The organism is Sabulicella rubraurantiaca (assembly GCF_017355885.1).
Taxonomy (GTDB): domain Bacteria; phylum Pseudomonadota; class Alphaproteobacteria; order Acetobacterales; family Acetobacteraceae; genus Roseococcus; species Roseococcus rubraurantiacus.
Map to the genome: position 1 here is coordinate 1 of NZ_JAFEUU010000036.1, position 16,852 is coordinate 16,852.

At 66.0% G+C, this 16,852-nt stretch carries 12 protein-coding genes; 5 read left to right on the forward strand and 7 right to left on the reverse strand.

Features of this window, described 5'->3' with window-relative positions:
- Positions 1 to 385: IS5 family transposase (locus JTJ31_RS23800; protein ID WP_207541232.1), on the reverse strand; the 385-nt coding region annotated here is incomplete at its 3' end.
- 660 nt (positions 386 to 1,045) lie between these two features.
- Here JTJ31_RS23800 and JTJ31_RS23805 point away from each other — a divergent pair.
- Positions 1,046 to 1,438: a hypothetical protein gene (locus JTJ31_RS23805; protein ID WP_207541233.1), complete on the forward strand. Its 393-nt coding sequence runs from the start codon at positions 1,046 to 1,048 to the stop codon at positions 1,436 to 1,438.
- A 22-nt stretch (positions 1,439 to 1,460) separates the two neighbouring features.
- On the opposite strand, the gene JTJ31_RS23810 is transcribed toward JTJ31_RS23805, so the two are convergent.
- The 5 genes from JTJ31_RS23810 to JTJ31_RS23830 all read right to left on the reverse strand — a co-directional run bounded on the left by JTJ31_RS23810 (position 1,461) and on the right by JTJ31_RS23830 (position 9,043).
- On the reverse strand, positions 1,461 to 2,423 hold the full coding sequence (locus JTJ31_RS23810) for a tripartite tricarboxylate transporter substrate binding protein (RefSeq protein ID WP_207541234.1): 963 nt from the start codon (positions 2,421 to 2,423) through the stop codon (positions 1,461 to 1,463).
- Positions 2,424 to 2,541: 118 nt separating this feature from the next.
- The gene (locus JTJ31_RS23815; RefSeq protein ID WP_207541235.1) at positions 2,542 to 3,435 is read right to left on the reverse strand and encodes an NAD(P)-dependent oxidoreductase; all 894 of its coding nucleotides are present in this window, start codon (positions 3,433 to 3,435) and stop codon (positions 2,542 to 2,544) included.
- 131 nt (positions 3,436 to 3,566) lie between these two features.
- A complete protein-coding gene (locus JTJ31_RS23820; RefSeq protein ID WP_236020589.1) occupies positions 3,567 to 4,043 on the reverse strand; it encodes a carboxymuconolactone decarboxylase family protein in 477 nt (158 codons plus the stop codon).
- 139 nt (positions 4,044 to 4,182) lie between these two features.
- Positions 4,183 to 6,993 carry a bifunctional diguanylate cyclase/phosphodiesterase gene (locus JTJ31_RS25285; RefSeq protein ID WP_207541236.1) on the reverse strand — a complete coding sequence of 937 codons (2,811 nt, stop codon included), beginning with the start codon at positions 6,991 to 6,993 and terminating at the stop codon, positions 4,183 to 4,185.
- 115 nt (positions 6,994 to 7,108) lie between these two features.
- Positions 7,109 to 9,043: a hybrid sensor histidine kinase/response regulator gene (locus tag JTJ31_RS23830; RefSeq protein WP_207541237.1), complete on the reverse strand. Its 1,935-nt coding sequence runs from the start codon at positions 9,041 to 9,043 to the stop codon at positions 7,109 to 7,111.
- A 467-nt stretch (positions 9,044 to 9,510) separates the two neighbouring features.
- Here JTJ31_RS23830 and JTJ31_RS23835 point away from each other — a divergent pair, with 467 nt between their 5' ends.
- Positions 9,511 to 11,049: a bifunctional metallophosphatase/5'-nucleotidase gene (locus JTJ31_RS23835; RefSeq protein ID WP_236020590.1), complete on the forward strand. Its 1,539-nt coding sequence runs from the start codon at positions 9,511 to 9,513 to the stop codon at positions 11,047 to 11,049.
- Positions 11,050 to 11,164: 115 nt separating this feature from the next.
- Complete coding sequence (locus JTJ31_RS23840) at positions 11,165 to 11,659, forward strand: PH domain-containing protein (RefSeq protein WP_207541239.1); 495 nt, start codon at positions 11,165 to 11,167, stop codon at positions 11,657 to 11,659.
- Positions 11,660 to 11,779: 120 nt separating this feature from the next.
- On the opposite strand, the gene JTJ31_RS23845 is transcribed toward JTJ31_RS23840, so the two are convergent.
- On the reverse strand, positions 11,780 to 14,566 hold the full coding sequence (locus JTJ31_RS23845; RefSeq protein WP_207541240.1) for a tetratricopeptide repeat protein: 2,787 nt from the start codon (positions 14,564 to 14,566) through the stop codon (positions 11,780 to 11,782).
- 216 nt (positions 14,567 to 14,782) lie between these two features.
- Here JTJ31_RS23845 and JTJ31_RS23850 point away from each other — a divergent pair, with 216 nt between their 5' ends.
- Both JTJ31_RS23850 and JTJ31_RS23855 read left to right on the forward strand, forming a co-directional pair.
- Positions 14,783 to 15,607, forward strand: coding sequence for an IS5 family transposase (locus JTJ31_RS23850; protein ID WP_207541243.1), 825 nt, complete (start codon positions 14,783 to 14,785; stop codon positions 15,605 to 15,607).
- A 203-nt stretch (positions 15,608 to 15,810) separates the two neighbouring features.
- On the forward strand, positions 15,811 to 16,560 hold the full coding sequence (locus tag JTJ31_RS23855) for a sulfite exporter TauE/SafE family protein (RefSeq protein WP_207541241.1): 750 nt from the start codon (positions 15,811 to 15,813) through the stop codon (positions 16,558 to 16,560).
- Positions 16,561 to 16,852 lie beyond the last annotated feature (292 nt).

Genomic DNA, 16,852 nt, shown 5'->3' on the forward strand with positions numbered 1-16,852 from the left:
CCCCTTTTTGCGCCGCCTTCGCCGTCTGGCTGTCGATGATCGCGGTTGTCGGGCTGGCCTCGCGGCCCGCCTGCTCGCGCACCGCGACGTAGAGCACGTGGTGCAGGCGCTCGATGGTCCCTTCCCATTCCCAGCGCGAGAAGTAGTCCCACACCGTGCTCTTCGGCGGCAGGTCCTTCGGCAAAGCGCTCCACTGGCAGCCGGTCGAGAGCACATAGAACACCGCGTTCAGCACCTCGCGTATGTCCACCCTGCGCGGCCTGCCGCCATGCTTCGCGGGACGGATCAGCGGCGCCACCAGCGCCCACTCCGCGTCCGTCAGGTCAGACGGGTAGCGCAGCCCGCGCCGATCCGCCGCACGTCGATGCTCCGCCGTCCACGCCATCCGTCTGCTCCCGCGATCGTCCGCAGGACCAGCGAATCACATCCGATTCAGACGATTCAATTCCTTTCCGGATGGGCTCTAAGCTACGCTGCTCCGGACGGCGTTGCGATGATACTTTTCGGTCAGTTGATAATGGAAAGAAATCTTGCTTACTTCATTGAATAATGGTTTGAGCTGTAAATGAGGAAGAAATACCTCTTCATCAATCGCAGTATTGCATAAATGGGGCTGCCGCTTCGGGGCCGGATTTGTTCGGTAGCTTTTTCTAACATGAGCCCGGCCCATTGGTTATTCCAGTAGATTGCCGAAGCGCTCGAGAATTCCAAGATTCGGCTATCCTTTATTCTCATCTTCTGCCTTGACGCCACCGCCGTTTTCGCAAACTCAGTTCATGGCGGTCTCCCTCCAGGCTTCCCAAGCAAGCAGATCACGATGGCATCACGCTGAGGGAAGCATGGTCTGCGTGCTGCGTGCTGCCTTGCGTCGCGGCCATAACACCAAAGCGTGATTGGAGGCGGCTGCGACATGGTGCCTCGGGGATTCGTCGTCGCCATGAACGGGGCGATCGCGCGAGGTTCACACAGCTTGGCGTCCCGACGATCCCCCGCGATAGGTCAATGGTTGATTGTCTCGCGATGGGGTCGGTTGGGTGAGTACCTGATGATCTCCCTGACCGGGGTGGTCACAGAACCGACGCTCGAGGCAGATGCGATTGCGCCAACCGGTCTCTCGCCTATGACGACCTTCTTTGGCGTGCTCATCCGGGAATCTTCGGGAGGACCTTCGTTCTTTCGCCTGAACGGCCGCCTGCCCAGCGGTGTCCTCGTGGCGGGATCCTTCCAACCTGCAAATGGCTATGTCCGTATCTGGGTGACCGAAAAGACCCTTAGTCTGGTCGCCTACGGCGAACACCTTCGGTTCGCGGATCTACGGGGCGGCGAGGGAAGTGCGCCCGCAGACAACTCGCTGCCGGACGACGGAGGCCGCGAAGCGGGCGGGTGGCTGATTCGCGCCACCCGGCGCCCCTGGCTGGGTGAGTTATGTCCTGCCTAGCGGCGGAGCTCAGCCGGCCGGACTACTCCATGCGCAAGTTGAGGCGCCGCACCAACTCGCGTTCCGTCTCCACCTGGCGGCGCGCGTAATCCGCATAGGTCTCGCTGTCCATGTAGACGGTGGGCTGGTCCAGGCCTTCGAGATAGGACTGCGACTCCCGGCTGAACAGCGCGGCCTTGAAGGCGTCGTGCAGCACCCGAACGACACCAGCATCCATGCCCTTCGGCCCCACCACGCCGGAGGGTGCGGTGGCCACGATGTCGTAGCCTAGCTCCTTCAGCGTGGGTGCATCCGGGAAGCGACGGATCCGCTCGGGCGTCCAGACGTTCAGCAGGCGCAACCGCCCATCGAGCACGAGCTGCGACCAATGGCTCGCCGTTGCCACGGCATCGATGGTGCCGCTGATCAGGGCCGTCGTAAGCTCGCTGCCGCCTCGATAGGGAGCGTGCAGCCACTCGATTCCCTCGATCGTCGCGATGCGATCCATGACCACATGCAGCTCCGTCCCGACACCGGGAGAGCCGTAGGAGATGGCGCCGGGCCGACGCCGTGCCGCGGCCACGAGGTCGGCCCAGCTTCGATAGGGGGAGTTCGCGTTCACCACGACGCCGAAAGGATAGCCGGTCAGGCAGGCGATGTAGCTGAAATCCGCCACCGGATCATAAGGCGGGCGTGGCGTCATGAAGGGCACGCGAAAGACCGAGGACGGCATCTGCGCGAGGCTGTGACCGTCCGCGGCCTCGCTCATCACGGCCCGTGCCGCCAATGTGCCGTTCGCACCGGCCTTGTTCTCGATGACGATGGGCTGGCCGAGTTGTGCCGACATGAGGTCGGCGAGAACACGCATGTGTTGATTGGGGCCGGGAGCCCATGCGCCGAAGAGGCGGATCGGCCGGGTGGGAAAACGCGGCTGCGCGAATGCCGGCAGCGACAGGCCAACCGTCAACGACAGGGCCGCGCGCCGCCCCATCCCAATGTGCTTCATTGGACTTCCTCCGCACGGGCCGGTCGTCTCGCCGGCGTATCGCGGGGAAGGCTAACCGACCGGTCGGTCGGCCGCAATCCAGGGCAAGGAGGCCGAATGGGCTTGGTTTGCTCCGGCGTCACTCCAATCCGGGATTTTCCATATTCGTGCGGTAGTCGGCCATGCGGGTGAAATCGTCACCATCGGCGATGGTGCCGTGAGTTTCAGCCCAGATCCGGGCGACCTCGGCGGAAAGTGGAAGGCATGCGCCAACCTCGCGGGCGAGATCGGCAGCCAAGCCGACATCCTTGCGCATCAGCCCAGCCGAGAAGCCGCTGTCGAAGGAGCCCGTCAGCACCCAGCGCGGGTACATTGCCTCGCTGACTGCGCTTCGTCCGGTGGCGGCGTTGACAACCTTCAGGGCCGCCTCGGCTGGGAGGCCCGCGGCCTCCGACAAGCGCATCGCCTCGCCGGTTGTGATGAGGTGCGCCGCGACGAGCATGTTGTTCACGAGCTTTGCGATGTTGCCCGCGCCAGATGGCCCCACATGGATCGCGGTGCTCGACATCACGTCGATGACCGGGCGGGCGGCGGCGAGGTGTTCCTCCGTGCCGCCGATCATCATCGTCAGCGTGCCTCCCGCGGCCCCGGACGGTCCGCCGCTGACGGGGGCATCGAGCAGGCCATGTCCCGCCTCGGCCAGACGCGCCGCCAAGCGGCGAGAGGTACCGGGATTGGAGGTCGAAGTATCGATCACGATGACCGCGCGGTCGTGCCGCTCCAGCAGCCCGCCTGGGGCTGTGACGACCGCCTCGACATCGCGGGCATAGGGCAGTGAGAAGACGAGGCAGTCGGCCCCGGTCAGCACCTCGGTCAGCCTGTCGTGGAAGCGGATGCCGGCAGCTTCGGCAGGCCCGCGGCGTGCCGGGTTGATGTCGGCCCCTAGTACGGTGAACCCGGCGCGGACCAGGGTGGACGCGATGCCCAATCCCATGTTGCCGAGGCCGACAACGCCGACCACCTTGATTGCCATGCTGCATCCTCAAGGAAGCGAGGCAGCAGGATCGAATCGCTGGCCCGCTGCGACAAGAGCAATCTTCCGAAACGGGGCGTCGCCCGCGCGGAAGGCTTTCGGATCTAGGGCCTAGCGGAGGGCGACTGGCATCAGGTGCTCGCGAACTCCGGTTCCGCGAACACTTCCTTCGCCATCTTGAAGGCCTCCCCTGCGGCGGGCACACCGCAATAGATGCAGGTCTGCAGAAAGATTTCCTGAATCTCCTCCTTGGTGATGCCGTTGGTGAGTGCGCCACGGATGTGGATCTTGAGTTCGTTGGGCTTTCCGAGGGCCACGAGCATGCTGAGGTTGATCATGCTTCGCGCCTTGCGGCTCAAGCCGGGGCGTGCCCAGATCTCGCCCCAGCAATAGCGCAGCGCCAGTTCCTGAAAGGGCATGTCGAAGGGAGTGGCGTTCGCCAGGGCTGCGTCATGGTGGGCCTGGCCGATCACCTCGGCCCTGAGCTGGTTGCCGGTCTTGAGTAGATCGTCGCTCATGGTTCCGGTCTCCTGTATGGGTGCGGATGTGCCCTCGACTTTGCATGGCTTGGAAGCGCGTGCACACAGGCTTCTCGTGATCAGGTTCAAGGCAATGGGCTGCGGCTGCGGCCCCACGTCAGCTTCGGGGACGGGCTTGCCACAATTCGGGCAGCTTCTGCTTCACGGCCCCCACGATAGTGATGGAGTGGCGGCCAACTGCGCCCCCGAATTAATCCCTTTCGTACCTCTAATCGATGGCGCGATCGGCCAAGACGCTGGGTCCTGCTGAGCCCAGGCGAAGCTCGATCTGGCGCATGGTTTCACGGACCGCATCGCCGTCAACGGGCGGGCTGATGAAGTAGCCCTGGAGCTCGTCGCAACCCTGGCTCGCGAGGATCTGGAACTGCTCTTCAGTTTCGACCCCTTCGGCGGTGGTGACGATTCCAAGTTCGCGGCATAGCGCGATCGTCGCACGCACGATGGCGCGGTCGGCGTCCTGGCCATCACGATCCTGGACAAAGCCACGGTCGATCTTGACCTTATCGAAGGGGAAGGAACGCAGATAGCCCAGCGACGAGTACCCTGTCCCGAAATCGTCGATCGCGATCCGGACGCCGAGCTGCTTGAGGCGGCAAAGGATGTTCAAGTTGGCCTCGGTATCCTCGAGCAGCACGCCTTCCGTGACCTCAAGTTCCAGACGAGCAGGCGTCAAGCCTGCGGCCTGCAGCGCACCGGAGACTGCCTCCACGAGGCCAGATGCGCGGAACTGTATCGGGGAAAGGTTCACCGCGAGACGAAGGGAGGAAGGCCAACGCGCTGCCTCCTGGCAGGAGCGTTCGAGCACGAGGCGCCCCAACTCATCGATGAGGCCGATTTCCTCTGCGGCTGGCACGAACTCCGCCGGACCCACCAAGCCGTGCCCCGGCCGGTTCCAGCGCACCAGCGCCTCGAAACCGGAAACCCGCCCCGACGCCGCCTGGACAATGGGCTGGAAGCGCAGCGAGATCTTCGGTGCGCCGGTCTCCTTGAGAGATGCACGCAGATCCAGCTCGAGCAGGCGCCGGTTATGCGCCGCCTCATCGAAGGAGGGCTCGAAGAAGGAATGCCGAGCGCGGCCTGCCTGCTTCGCTCGGTAGAGCGCGAGGTCGGCGCGGCGCAGCAGATCAGCGGGCGTGGTGCCATGATCAGGGAAGAAGGCGATGCCCACCGTCGCCCCGACCAGGACCTGGTGTCCTTCCACTTCCAGCGGCTCCGACAGCGTGGAGATCAGCCGCTGAGCCAGAGCGCCGGCATCGGATTTAAGACGGCCACCGGCATCGGGGCAGGGGGATGTCACGACCGCGAACTCGTCGCCACCGAGCCGGGCGACGAAATCGCCTCCATTCCGTGCCACCCGGACCGAGCCGACGATGCGTCGCGCGGCGGCGGCGAGCAGGGCGTCACCCACCGAATGACCCAGCGTATCATTGATCTGCTTAAAGCGGTCGAGGTCCAGATAGAGCAGCGCGAAGGGCGCTGCATCACCGCCTTGGGTCTGGATCCGAAGGCGGTCTTCCAAGAGCAGGCGGTTGGGGAGGCCGGTCAGCGCGTCGTGCCGGGCCATATGTTCCAGCTGCGCCTCGGCACGGCGCCGTTCGCTGACATCCTCGAATGTCGCGATCCAGCCGCCTTCGGGTAGCGGCTGGAAGGCCACGGCAGCGGCACGCTGCTCGCGAAGATCCTGCACGAAGCTGCCGGGCTGCCCGGCCGTCACCAAGTCACCCAGCCGCCTGATCGCCTCATGCGTGTCGGGACCAGCCCCGGCAGCCGCTGCGAGGAGGTCACCGAAGCGCGCGCCGATCTGCAGGGCAGCGCTGGGCACGCCGGTGATGGCGGAACAGCGGCCGTTGGTCAGCGCGAGCGAACCATCGGGGGAGAACATCCACACCCCCTGCCGCATGCCCTGGATAGCCTCGCGGAACAGCTGGTGCTGCTCGGCCGCCTCGCGTTGCAGGCGCAGGCGCTCCTCGGTGGCCTTGCGCTCGGCCTCCGCGGCACGTCGCTCGGCGCGTGCCGCAACGTCGCGAACAGCCTCCTGCTTCATGGCGAGCCATGCAGCGGTGCCGAACAGGAGCAGGAGGACGCCCGCGCTCAGTGAAAGTCGCCGGGCTTCCGCGCGCCAGTCGCGGAGAACAGCGTCGAGCGAGTTTCCGGCGAACAGGAGGAGCAGGAAGTCACCCACCGGCGCGCCGGCTATGAGACGTAGCTGGTCGTCGACCCTGGTGTGAACGATCTGGGCCGTTCCGCTCGGGGCCTCTGCGATGGTCTGGAATGAGCGCGATTGGCTGAAGTTCCGTCCAACCAGTCCCTCGATCAGCGGGTAGCGCGCAAGGAGTATGCCGTCTGTGCGGAGCAGCGTCAGGTTGCTTTCGCCGCCGAGCTTGGCATCCGCCAAGGCCCTTTCGAAGAACGGCAGGTCCACGGCGGCGAGGATGATGCCAAGGAACTCTCCGCCCGGTGACGAGATCCGTCGGGCCAGATGGATGTTCCAGGTGCCGCTTTGCTGGTTCTGCACCGGGATGCCGACGTGCCGGGTCGCGCCATCGCGGACGGCTGCAAACCAGTCGCGGCCAGCTACATCAAAGTGGCCCACCGGCCAGGTGCGCGAGAAGTTGAGGACCAAGCCTTCGGCGTCAACGATGGTGAGCGCGTCAAGCTGGGGGAGGCTTCTGCGGCGCTCGACCAGCAGATGATGGGTCGCCTCAGGCAGGCTCCAGGCGCGCAGGGAAGCGTGGTCCGCGACCCCGTCGATCACCATGCGGTCGAGCAGCGCAATCTGCAGGACGTCAACGGCCTCGAAGGCGCGCGCAACCTGGTTCGCGAGGATGACGGCGGTGCCGCCATAGTGCCGCCCTGCCGCATCCAGCGCGAGTTCGCGGCTGTGGCGGATCGTCAGTGTGGTCGAGAGAGGAACCGCAAGGGAAAATAAAATGGCAGCCAGGACAGGCAGCCGCCATGGATACCGAAGCAGGAAGCGCGAAAGGGAAGTTTTGGCGCGCGAAACGATCGTATCGGGCACAAGACGCCGGACCCACCTCATTCTTGCTCGTACACGCCGCATACCTCACCTTGCCCGCCCGGAATTGTAGGGAAGGTCTGGATACCGTGTCCATGCGCCTGCGGCTGGCGCCACCTTACATGCCGAAAAGCGACTTGATCGTTTGGGTCAGTTCAATGGTCGTGAATGGTTTGTGAAGCATGGGAAATTCCTGAAGAATTGCGTCGGAATCTTCAGCAAAGCCGGTCACCAGCAGGATCGGCAAATCGGCCCAGCGGCGGCGTATCTCCCGGGCAAGGTCAACCCCGTTCATTCCACCGGGCATGATCACATCCGACAGGATCAGATCGAAGCTTTCCCCGGAATCAAGTCGTTCGAGAGCCACCCGCGGATCCGTCACCGCGACGACGCGATGCCCTTCGGCTTCCAGCATCCCGACCGTTAGGCGGCTGACGCCGGGATCATCGTCCACCACGAGCACGCAAAGAGGCTTGGCCAACGCGCCTGCCTGAGACAAGCCTTGATCTGCCGCTCGTCTCTCCAACGCGTATTCGGCCGCGGAACTCGCCCGAAGCCACAGCGTGAACTCGGTGCCCTTGTCCGCCTCGCTGGATACGGTCACCGCGCCGCCGGCCTGCTGCGCAAAGCCGTGGACTTGGCTCAGTCCGAGCCCGGTGCCTTTGCCGAGGGGTTTCGTCGTGAAGAACGGCTCGAAGATGCGGCTCAACACTTCCTCCGGAATTCCAACCCCCGTATCGCGGACACTGACAGCGACAAACGGCCCGACGAGGCCGTCCGGCTTGCCGCGAAGCTCGACATTCCGTGCCCCGATCCGGAGCGTTCCCCCTTGGGGCATCGCATCGCGTGCATTGACCGCAAGGTTGAGCAGGGCGATCTCGAAATCAGACGTATCGATCCGGACTGGCGACACATCCTCCTCGATCTGTAGGTCGAGGCTGATACTGGCGTTCAGCGTGCGGCCGATCATGCCGGCCGCATCCCTGATCACCTTGCTGATATCAGCCACTTCAGGGCGGAGGGGTGCGCGCCGGGAGAAGGCCAGCAGTCGTTTCGTCAAGTCGTTCGCACGCGTCGCGGCCATGCGCATCTCTGCGAACATCGGCGCGAGGCTCGAGCTGTTGGATGGGAGCTTCTCGGCGACGGCGAGACCGGCCAGGATCACCTGGAGGACGTTGTTGAAGTCGTGGGCAACGCCCCCTGTCAGCTGGCCGAGAGCTTCCAGCTTCTGTGCCTGCGCGAGTTGCGCACGCATCTCTTCCAACGCCCGTTGGGACTCACGGCGCTCAGTGAGGTCGCGCGTGATCTTGGCGAAGCCAACAAGATTGCCATCCTCCTCTCGGATCGCGTCGATGATTACGTTGGCCCAGAACAAGCTGCCGTCTTTGCGGACGCGCCAGCCTTCCGCCTCGAACCGGCCGTTCCGCTCCGCCTCGGCCAAGGCCCGCTTCGGGCCCCCGGCGGTCTTGTCGTCGTCCGTGTAGAAGCGGGAAAAATGCTGGCCAATGATCTCCTCGCTCCTGTAGCCCTTAATGCGCTGCGCGCCCGAGTTCCAGTTCACGATGTGGCCTTTGCGGTCCAGCATGAAGATCGCGTAGTCGGTCACGCCTTGCACCAGGAGGCGGAACCGGCGCTCGCTCTCGACCAGGGTCTGCTGAGCCGCATAGCGTTCCGTCATGTCGCGGGTGATCTTGGCGAAGCCGATGACGTCCCCGCCCTCACCATACACCGCATCGACGACGGCCAGGGCCCAGAACAGGCTACCATCCTTGCGGACGCGCCAGCCCTCGCTTTCGAATCGGCCATGCTTGCGGGCTGCGGCAAGCGCCTGCTCCGGCCTGCCGAGGCGACGGTCCTCCTCGGTGAAGAACATGGCGAAGGGCTGACCGATCACTTCTTCGGCAGCGTATCCCTTGATACGGGCCGCACCCGGGTTCCATGTGGCCACGCGGCCATCGAGGCCGACCATGTAGATCGCGTAGTCGACGACGGATTCGACAAGTAAGCGGTACAGGTTCTCACTGTGCTCGACGCCTGTCTGGCATGGAATCACGGTCAGCTTCCAATCATCAGAGGTCGCTTGGAGCGGGGCCAGCGGCTATTTGGGGAGCAGTCATTTCGCTCTCAGCTGGCAGCAGGACGACAAATCCTCAGGGGCACGCCTTTTTGGGCATTGCAGGGGCAATCCATTTTCTAAGACGAGGGACGAACAATCGACCATTCGTGAATTGGTGACCAGTCCCCGTTGCTTCGCAAACGGGAAATTTGATGGGCCAGTATGAGCTAAGTGGCGCCTGCTGGGAGGCCCGCCCGGGGTCCAAGGCGTGCCGCCGCTGTGCTGCACCCCGGAAACCCACAACGGGGCGAGCCGTGCGTCGGAAGGGGCGCTTTCTGCCCAGGGGACAGGGCGGGCTTACGGGGAGGCCCGCATTGCCATGCCTCACCAGGGCACGGATGGTAGGCGGAGCGAGTCGGTCTCCGACGCAGGTTCTGGGGGCGCCTCAACCGGGGCGAATGGGCATGGTACGCACAGTTCTCGGCCGTCGGGCCGCACTCGGTGGCATTGCGGCGCTCGCTTCGCTTCCTGCGCTCGGGAATGCCCCGGCTGCCTCGGCGCGGGAGACCGTCACGGTCACCTTCATGCACGTCAATGATGTCTACCAGCACCTGGGGAAGGAGCCCTATGGCGGCCTGGCGGAGCTGGGCACGCTACTGGAGACCGAGCGCGCCCGTGCGACCGGACCAAGCTTCTTCACCTTCGGCGGTGACCTGATCTCGCCTTCGCTCGCCTCGAGCGTGACGGGCGGCGCACACATGATCGAGATCTTCAACGCCCTTGGAACGGACGTCGCGGTGCTTGGCAACCACGAGTTCGACCTCGGCGTGGAGGTGTTGCGGCGGCGCGTCCATGAGAGTCGCTTCCCGTGGCTCGGCGCCAATGTGCTCGGACTCGATGGTGCGCCCTTCGCCGGAGCGGGTACCCTCCTGCGGGAGGAGCAGGGGCTGAAGATCGGCTTCGTGGGGGTGCTGACCCGGGCGACCGCCGATCTCGCCGTCGGCGCGAACGACGTCACCTTTACCGACGAGATGGCTGCCTTGCGCGCGGGAGTCGCGGATCTGCGCCGCCGCGGGGCCGACATCGTCGTGGCCTTGACCCATCTCGACCTGGCCGAGGATGAGCGGGTCGCGCGGGAGATCGAGGGTATCGACCTGGTTCTCGGCGGGCATGACCATGACCCCGTGGTGAAGCAGGATAGCGGTGCTCCGCTGGTCAAGGCTGGCGAGGATGCCAAGTGGCTCGCCGTCGTCGAGCTCAAGATCGAACGTCCGGCAGGCGAGCGGGCGGCCCGGATCCGCTCCGCCGGGTTCCGTCTTGTGCCGAACGTGGACGTGGCGCCGTCGCCCCGCATCCTGCCTATCGTGGAACGCGTTGAGGCCCGCCTGCAGGAGACGCTGGGCCAGCCCCTGGCGCAGCTCTCCGTGCCCCTCGACACCAGGACCTCCATCGTCCGGTCCCGCGAGGCGGGCATGGGCAACCTGATCGCTGACGCCCTCCGTTCGTACCTCTCAGCGGACGTGGCGCTGGTCAATGGCGGCGGCATGCGCGGGAACCGGGAGTATCCGGTCGGGCACCTTCTGACCCGTCGGGACCTGATGGCCGAGATGCCCTTCGGCAACGCCGTCGTGGCGCTTGAAGTGACTGGCGCAGAGTTGCTCGCGGCGCTGGAGCACGGGTTGTCGGCCGTGGGTGAGGCGGCGGGACGCTTCCCGCAGGTCTCCGGCATATCGGTGAGCTACGACCCCTCCGCACCGCCCGGCTCCCGGGTACGTTCGGTCGAAGTGGGCGGCCAGCCTTTCGACCGGGCACGGCGCTACCGTTTGGCGACGGTCGACTACCTGTCCAGGGGCGGCGACGGCTACGAGGCGCTTAAGGCGGGCAAGGTGGTGGTGGACGCAAGCGGCGGCCCGCTTCTGGTGAACGTGGTGGCCGAGGCGGTCGCAAAGGCTGGTTCCGTCACCGCCGCGCCCGAGGGACGCATCCGTGCGATTGGCCGGTGAGCCTCGCGCGGGGGCGGTAGGAGCAGCGGCAAAACACTGGGCGATGCATTGAGTATGGGTGCACTTCCGCCGGATTGTCCCCGCACACAGACGCAACCATGGTGGAGCCATGCGATTGGACAACCTCGCCGCACACCACGTCGTGGACAGGTCAGAGTGTCCCGCGGAGACACGGCGCTTTGCGCCAAAGGATTCCGAGACGCGGCGGTCCAACTTCATCACGGCCGTTGTGGTCGGCGTTCTCACCCCGGGTCTTGGCTGGCTCGAGGGCTTTCAGGACTGGCTCTGGCTCCTGGGCTTCGGCGTGGCGATGGCGCTGCTCACCTACGGCTCCTATTGGTTGATCGCCCGACTTTCTGGCCCGGCAGTAGTCGAAATTGCCGAGGACGGCCTCGCTATCGAGCGAAAAGGCAAGCGCGTCGAGATCCCGTGGGCGGACATCGCCTCGGTTCGGTTCCGCTCTTATGGCGGGGACAGCATGGCGCTTTCGCGCCGCTCGATGCGCGGATGGACGAATGTCCGGCTCGACGGGCACGCCGGCCCTGCCACTGCCGAGATGCGGAGCATGATCGAGGAGCGCGTCGCCGGCAAAATGGGGCAGGGGAGCTAAGGTCTACGCGGGCTTCTCGCGCAACAGGGTCAACATGCGCCACTGCGGACTGTGGACCGGCAGCACACGCTTTGTCGGCCGCCTAGCGGAAGGCGGCCACGCAGCGTGGCGTTGCGGTTCTCAAGGCAGCGCGACCGGATCGGCGCAGCACTGCCGCGGAGCGCTCGACGGCGACAGGTTGGCGAGCAGGAACCCGATCAGCGGGCGTGCGCTTTCATAGATGTCCTCCCCAACGTAGATGGCCAGCCCGTAGCGCCGGCCACCGTCATAAAGCTCGCTTTGCATGTAACGTAGCCGCGCGCGGCTTGGGGCCATGGAGGTCAGCGCGCCCTGGTAGACGAAGGCTGGGCCGGCCGGCAGCTGCAGGACGCCGCGCGGCCCGTTGAGTACGAAGTCGGGATTGGTGCGGCGATGTGCAGCAGTCGCTTCAGCCGGCTGAAAGCGGGCCTGTGCGGATGCGGCGCTTGAACCCGGGCTGGCGGGCTCGATCGTCAGATAGACCTCAAGGTCGTGCTGGGGATGCCGCAGCGCAACGACCGCTTCGGACGTCGCGAACTGCTCGAGGAAGCCGGGATAGCTGAATGAAAAGGGCTGGTCGCGCGAAAGCCCGCTCACTGTCTCAACCTGCATCGTGGTCGTGGCCGCTTGGGCCGGTGCAGGGGCTGGAGCGGCCGCCTGCGGGGTGGGGCTTGCCGGTGTCGCCGCAGGCTGCGGCTGCGCCGCCTGGGCCGCTGGCGCGACGCCCGGGCAGAACCTATGGATCGCGTCGTGATAGACCAGCGCTTGCGCATACTCGTTCGTATGATGCGCTGGCGCGCCGGGCGATGTCTCGATGGGCATGCGAAGCGGTCCGCCCGCCGTCTGACGGGTGCGTTCCCCGTAAGCGCCGGCAGCGTAGACGAAATCATCGCCGCGACGGCTGAGCAGTCCGCGGAGGCGGGTCAGGTCGAGGACGCGGCGCTCCTGGGCGCTTGCGCCTGAAGCCTCGACGATCTCTGAGAAGATCACCTCGGAGCAGCTTCGGACCTCGACTTCGAAGCGGCCGGGTGTGCCGGTGGATGGCATGGTGGGCCAGTCGGCACTCACCCGGTTGGGCCCGTCGCGGCGGACGCGGGCCTCTTGTGTCTGGAGCAGCCCCGAAAAGCCCTCCACGCTGAGCACGGCCTCCGCGAGCGTCGCGGCAGGCGGTGCGAGTTCGTTGAAGTCGATGCCGTGCGTCGAACTCAGCCGCGCCCAGTCACGCGCTTGGCGCGCTTCCTCGTCGTCGGGAAGCAGGCGTGCGGCCGCGTCCAGATCGGCGAGGGCACGCCCCCATTCATTCCGGCTGGCGAGCAGCTTGCCACGCTCAAGCCGTGCCCAGCCGTCATCTTCCACGGCGATGCTGCGGTCGAGTGCCACGATCGCCTCATCCGTGCGACCAAGCCGCGCCAACATGCGGGCGCGATTGACATGGCCCCTGACGTAGCTCGGGTCCTGCGCGATGGCTCGGTCATAATCCGCGAGCGCTGCGGCGATATCCCCGCCTCGCTCGCGCGCATGACCGCGATTGTTCAAGGCGATGGCGCGGTTGTTCGCCTCGGCTGGGTTGGCGAGGACGGCTTCACAACCGGCAATCTGGCGCGGTGCGTCGCTGTCATCGGCGCAGTCGGCGCGCAGCTGCGCGTAGTTCGGTGGCTCCTGATACGCAGCTGGGGCCTGGGCAGGGGGGCGAGCGGCCGCCTGAGGGGCGGGGGGCACCGATTGCGCCGACGGCGTCTGGCCGATCCCCCAATGCTGGAGCAGCAACCGCCCACGGGCGAGCACGGCATCAGCGTGAGCGGAGGGCGCCGCAAGCACCAGGAGTTGGGTGCGTCCGGCGTCCCGGCCGGCGACCATCCACAGATGCAGTCCGGCGCCGGGACAGTTCGTCGTGAACGCAGTGAAGCGCACTCCTCCACGGATCTGGTCGGCGATCGTGCGCCGCGCCTGACACTGGCCGTCCACCCCCTGCTCGAACCAGGAGGCCATGTCCGAGGCCTCGACCGCGAAATCCTGCTCCGACCACGCAATGGTGAGCGTCGGCAGGCCGGGCTCGCGGATGTCGGCGCGCAGCACGTTCGGGTTCGCGGTCGGCGCGAGCGGGACGGATGCGGCGAGTGCAGGCCCCATGACCTGCCGCGTGTAGGCGAGGAGTGCATTGCCGGTTGGCAGCGGCCTGAGCGGCGCGCGTGGCGTCGCTTGGACGCCGCTGGGCGGCGCGGGGGTGGCAATCGCAGCCTCGGGCTGGGTGCGGGGCGGCGAGGCGGCGGGAGGCATGTTCGCCGCCTTTGCGTCGCGAGGCGTGGGACGCGGAACGGGCTGGGCTGCCGCCGGGGCCTGGCTCTGGCTGGAGCCCGCCGACGGATTGGCGCCCGGCGCGCCTGAACGTGGCGGCACCTCGGACACGCGCACCGTCGCGCGTTGCGGCCGGCCACGGTCGAGTGTCCCCACCCAGATATTGTAGTTGCCCCGAAGCGGGCGCTGAAACACGACGCCCGGGTCCAGCCCGACCAGGTCATCGTTGCAGTGCCAGTTTCCCGCCGGATCGTTGACGACGATCGTCGTATCGGTGGCCGAGGTCGCGCTGATGACGAGGGGATACTGGCCGGGTTCGTAGTTCAGGTCCACGTCGGGTCGCGTGAAGTCGATCCAGCCTGCGCAATCCGGGCGGATCGCCCGGGCCTCACGCGGGCCGCCGGCATCGACTTGGACTTCGCGTGGGTCGGGTTGAAATCCTGCCCGCAGGTTGAGGGTCGCGTAGCGTGGTGCGGCACGCCAGTCCGGCAATGCGTTGGCTTGCGCCCCGGGCTTGGGAGCGTTCTGTGCGAAGGCCGTCGGCGCGCCCAGCAACAGGGCGAGCGTCGAGCCGACCATCACGACGTTCTTCATCTGTCTTCCCCATTCCCCACTGTGCCGTTTCTTGGGCACTTTCCCGGAAAATAATAGTAAGCGGAAATCACAATCAAGAAACGATCGAAGTGATCTCAGAAACTACATGTGATTTTATATGCTTTTCCATTTAATGCACGCCATGTGGCCCTCTTGTCTTATTGACCGTTTGAGAAAGTCTTGATGCGACGCGGCCGAGGCTGATTCAAGCTCGTGATGTGGACACGAGAGACCCGAGGCCGGATGGCCGAGCTTGGCCGGAAGACAAGGCGCTACCCCTCTGACCTGACGGATGAGGAATGGGCGCGGATCGAGCCGCTGCGGCCGAAGCCGTCACGGCGGGGCCGCAAGCCCACCGTCGACCTGCGCGAAGTGCTGAACGCGATCCGCACCATGGCCCGCAGCGCAGGCGGCTGGCGGATGCTGCCGGTGCATTTCGGTCCTTGGCAGACAGTCTACTGGTGGTTCCGGCGTTTCGTCCGGCGCCTGCTGTTCCGGACCATCCACGACGTGGCGCTGATGCTCGACCGAGAGGCGGCAGGCCGGGAGGCGAGCCCCACGGGCGGGGTGTTGGACAGCCAAACGGTGAAGGCGCCGTTTGCCGAGGTGCGTGGCTTTGACGGGGCCAAGCGCATCGTCGGGCGCAAGCGCCACGTCGCTGTGGATACCGATGGGCGGCTGCTGATGGTGAACCTGACGCCCGCCGACGTGTCGGACAGCGTGGGCGCGCAGGTGATCCTGGCTGCCATCCGCAAGCGCTGGCCGTGGCTGAAGCATCTGTTTGCGGATGCGGGCTACGACCGGACCCAGCTGATGGACAAGGCCGCCTTCCTCGACTTCGTGGTCGAGATCGTGCGCCGCTCCGACCAAGCGACGGGCTTCGAAGTCATCCCTCGCAGGTGGGTGGTGGAGCGCACCTTCGGCTGGATGATCCGCTGGCGCCGGCTTGTCCGCGACTACGAGAAGCGCCTCGATGTGTCCGAGGCCATGATCCATGTCGCCATGGGCGCGCTGCTGCTCCGTCGCGTCGCCCACCGGTGAATGTCAAACGGTCTCTTAGCGAAATCTGCATTGGTCGGATGTGCAGCGAAGGCCGGTTAGCGCTTGAGCCGGTCGGGGCGGCGGGGAAGGGCCCCTTCAGTTCAGGTGGCAGTCGAATGATGCGAGCCGGCGGCACCATCACGCCATGTGCGAGGTAGGTGCTGGGTTCCAAAGCCGGCACTCTTGGTGCAAAGCCTCGCTGAATGATCGCCTCGCTTCCTTCGGTTGCGTCCTGCATGCTGGCGGCCCTGGCAGGGCTGCTGGCCGGGCTTGCGCGGGGTTTTTCCGGGTTCGGCGCGGCTTTGATCTTCATGCCGCTCAGCGCGGCGGCGCTGGGGCCGCGCCTCGCAGCGCCCCTGCTGCTGGTTGTGGATGCGGCCATGACATTGCCGCTGATCCTCCCTGCATGGCGGCAGGCAGACCGGCATGAGGTCTGGTCCGTCGCTGCCGGAGCACTGGTTGGTGCCCCGCTTGGGACCGCGCTTCTCGTGCATGCCGACCCTCAGGCTCTCCGCTGGGCCCTGTCCGGCCTTGTGCTCACGATGCTGGCCCTGCTGGCATCCGGCTGGCGGTATTCCGGGCGGCTCGGGCCCCGCGCGGCGGTGAGCGTGGGCGTGGTGTCTGGTTTCTGCACGGGCGCTGCGCAGATGGGCGGCCCGCCAGTCGTGGTCGCATGGCTTGGTGGAGCGATCCCGGTCAGCCGTGTCCGCGCCAATTTGTTGCTGTTCTTCGCGGCGACCGGCGTAATCAGCGCGATCTCCTACGCGGTCGGCGGCCTGTTCAACTTCGGGCTCGTGGCCCTCGCCGTGCTGGTGGCTCCGGCCTATGGGTTGGGCGTCTGGATCGGCACGCGCCTGTTCGGACTGGCGAGCGAGCGAGCATTCCGGCGGGCCTGCTTCGTGTTGATCGCTCTTGCCGCCGTTATCGGTTTGCCTCTCTGGGACCGACCGTAGAGGGGGATCTGGTCACGTTGGGCTCGGCCTGGAGCGCATGGACGTTTCGGCTCCAGGTCCATGGGCGCGCCGCTCCTTGTGCCGCGACCGGCACTCGGGAAGAAGAGCGCCTGGGTCTTCTCGCAGGCGCTCCCGCATATTCAGTCGAGGGAGGCACCGGACGCCTCGACGAGGCCCTGCCAGACGCGTTCCTGCGCGCGCAGGTATTCGCCGAAGGCGGCCGGGGTCTCGTCCCACACCGGCGTGAAGCCCAGCGGCTCCAGCCGCCCCTTGTAGTCCTCGGAGCGGACCA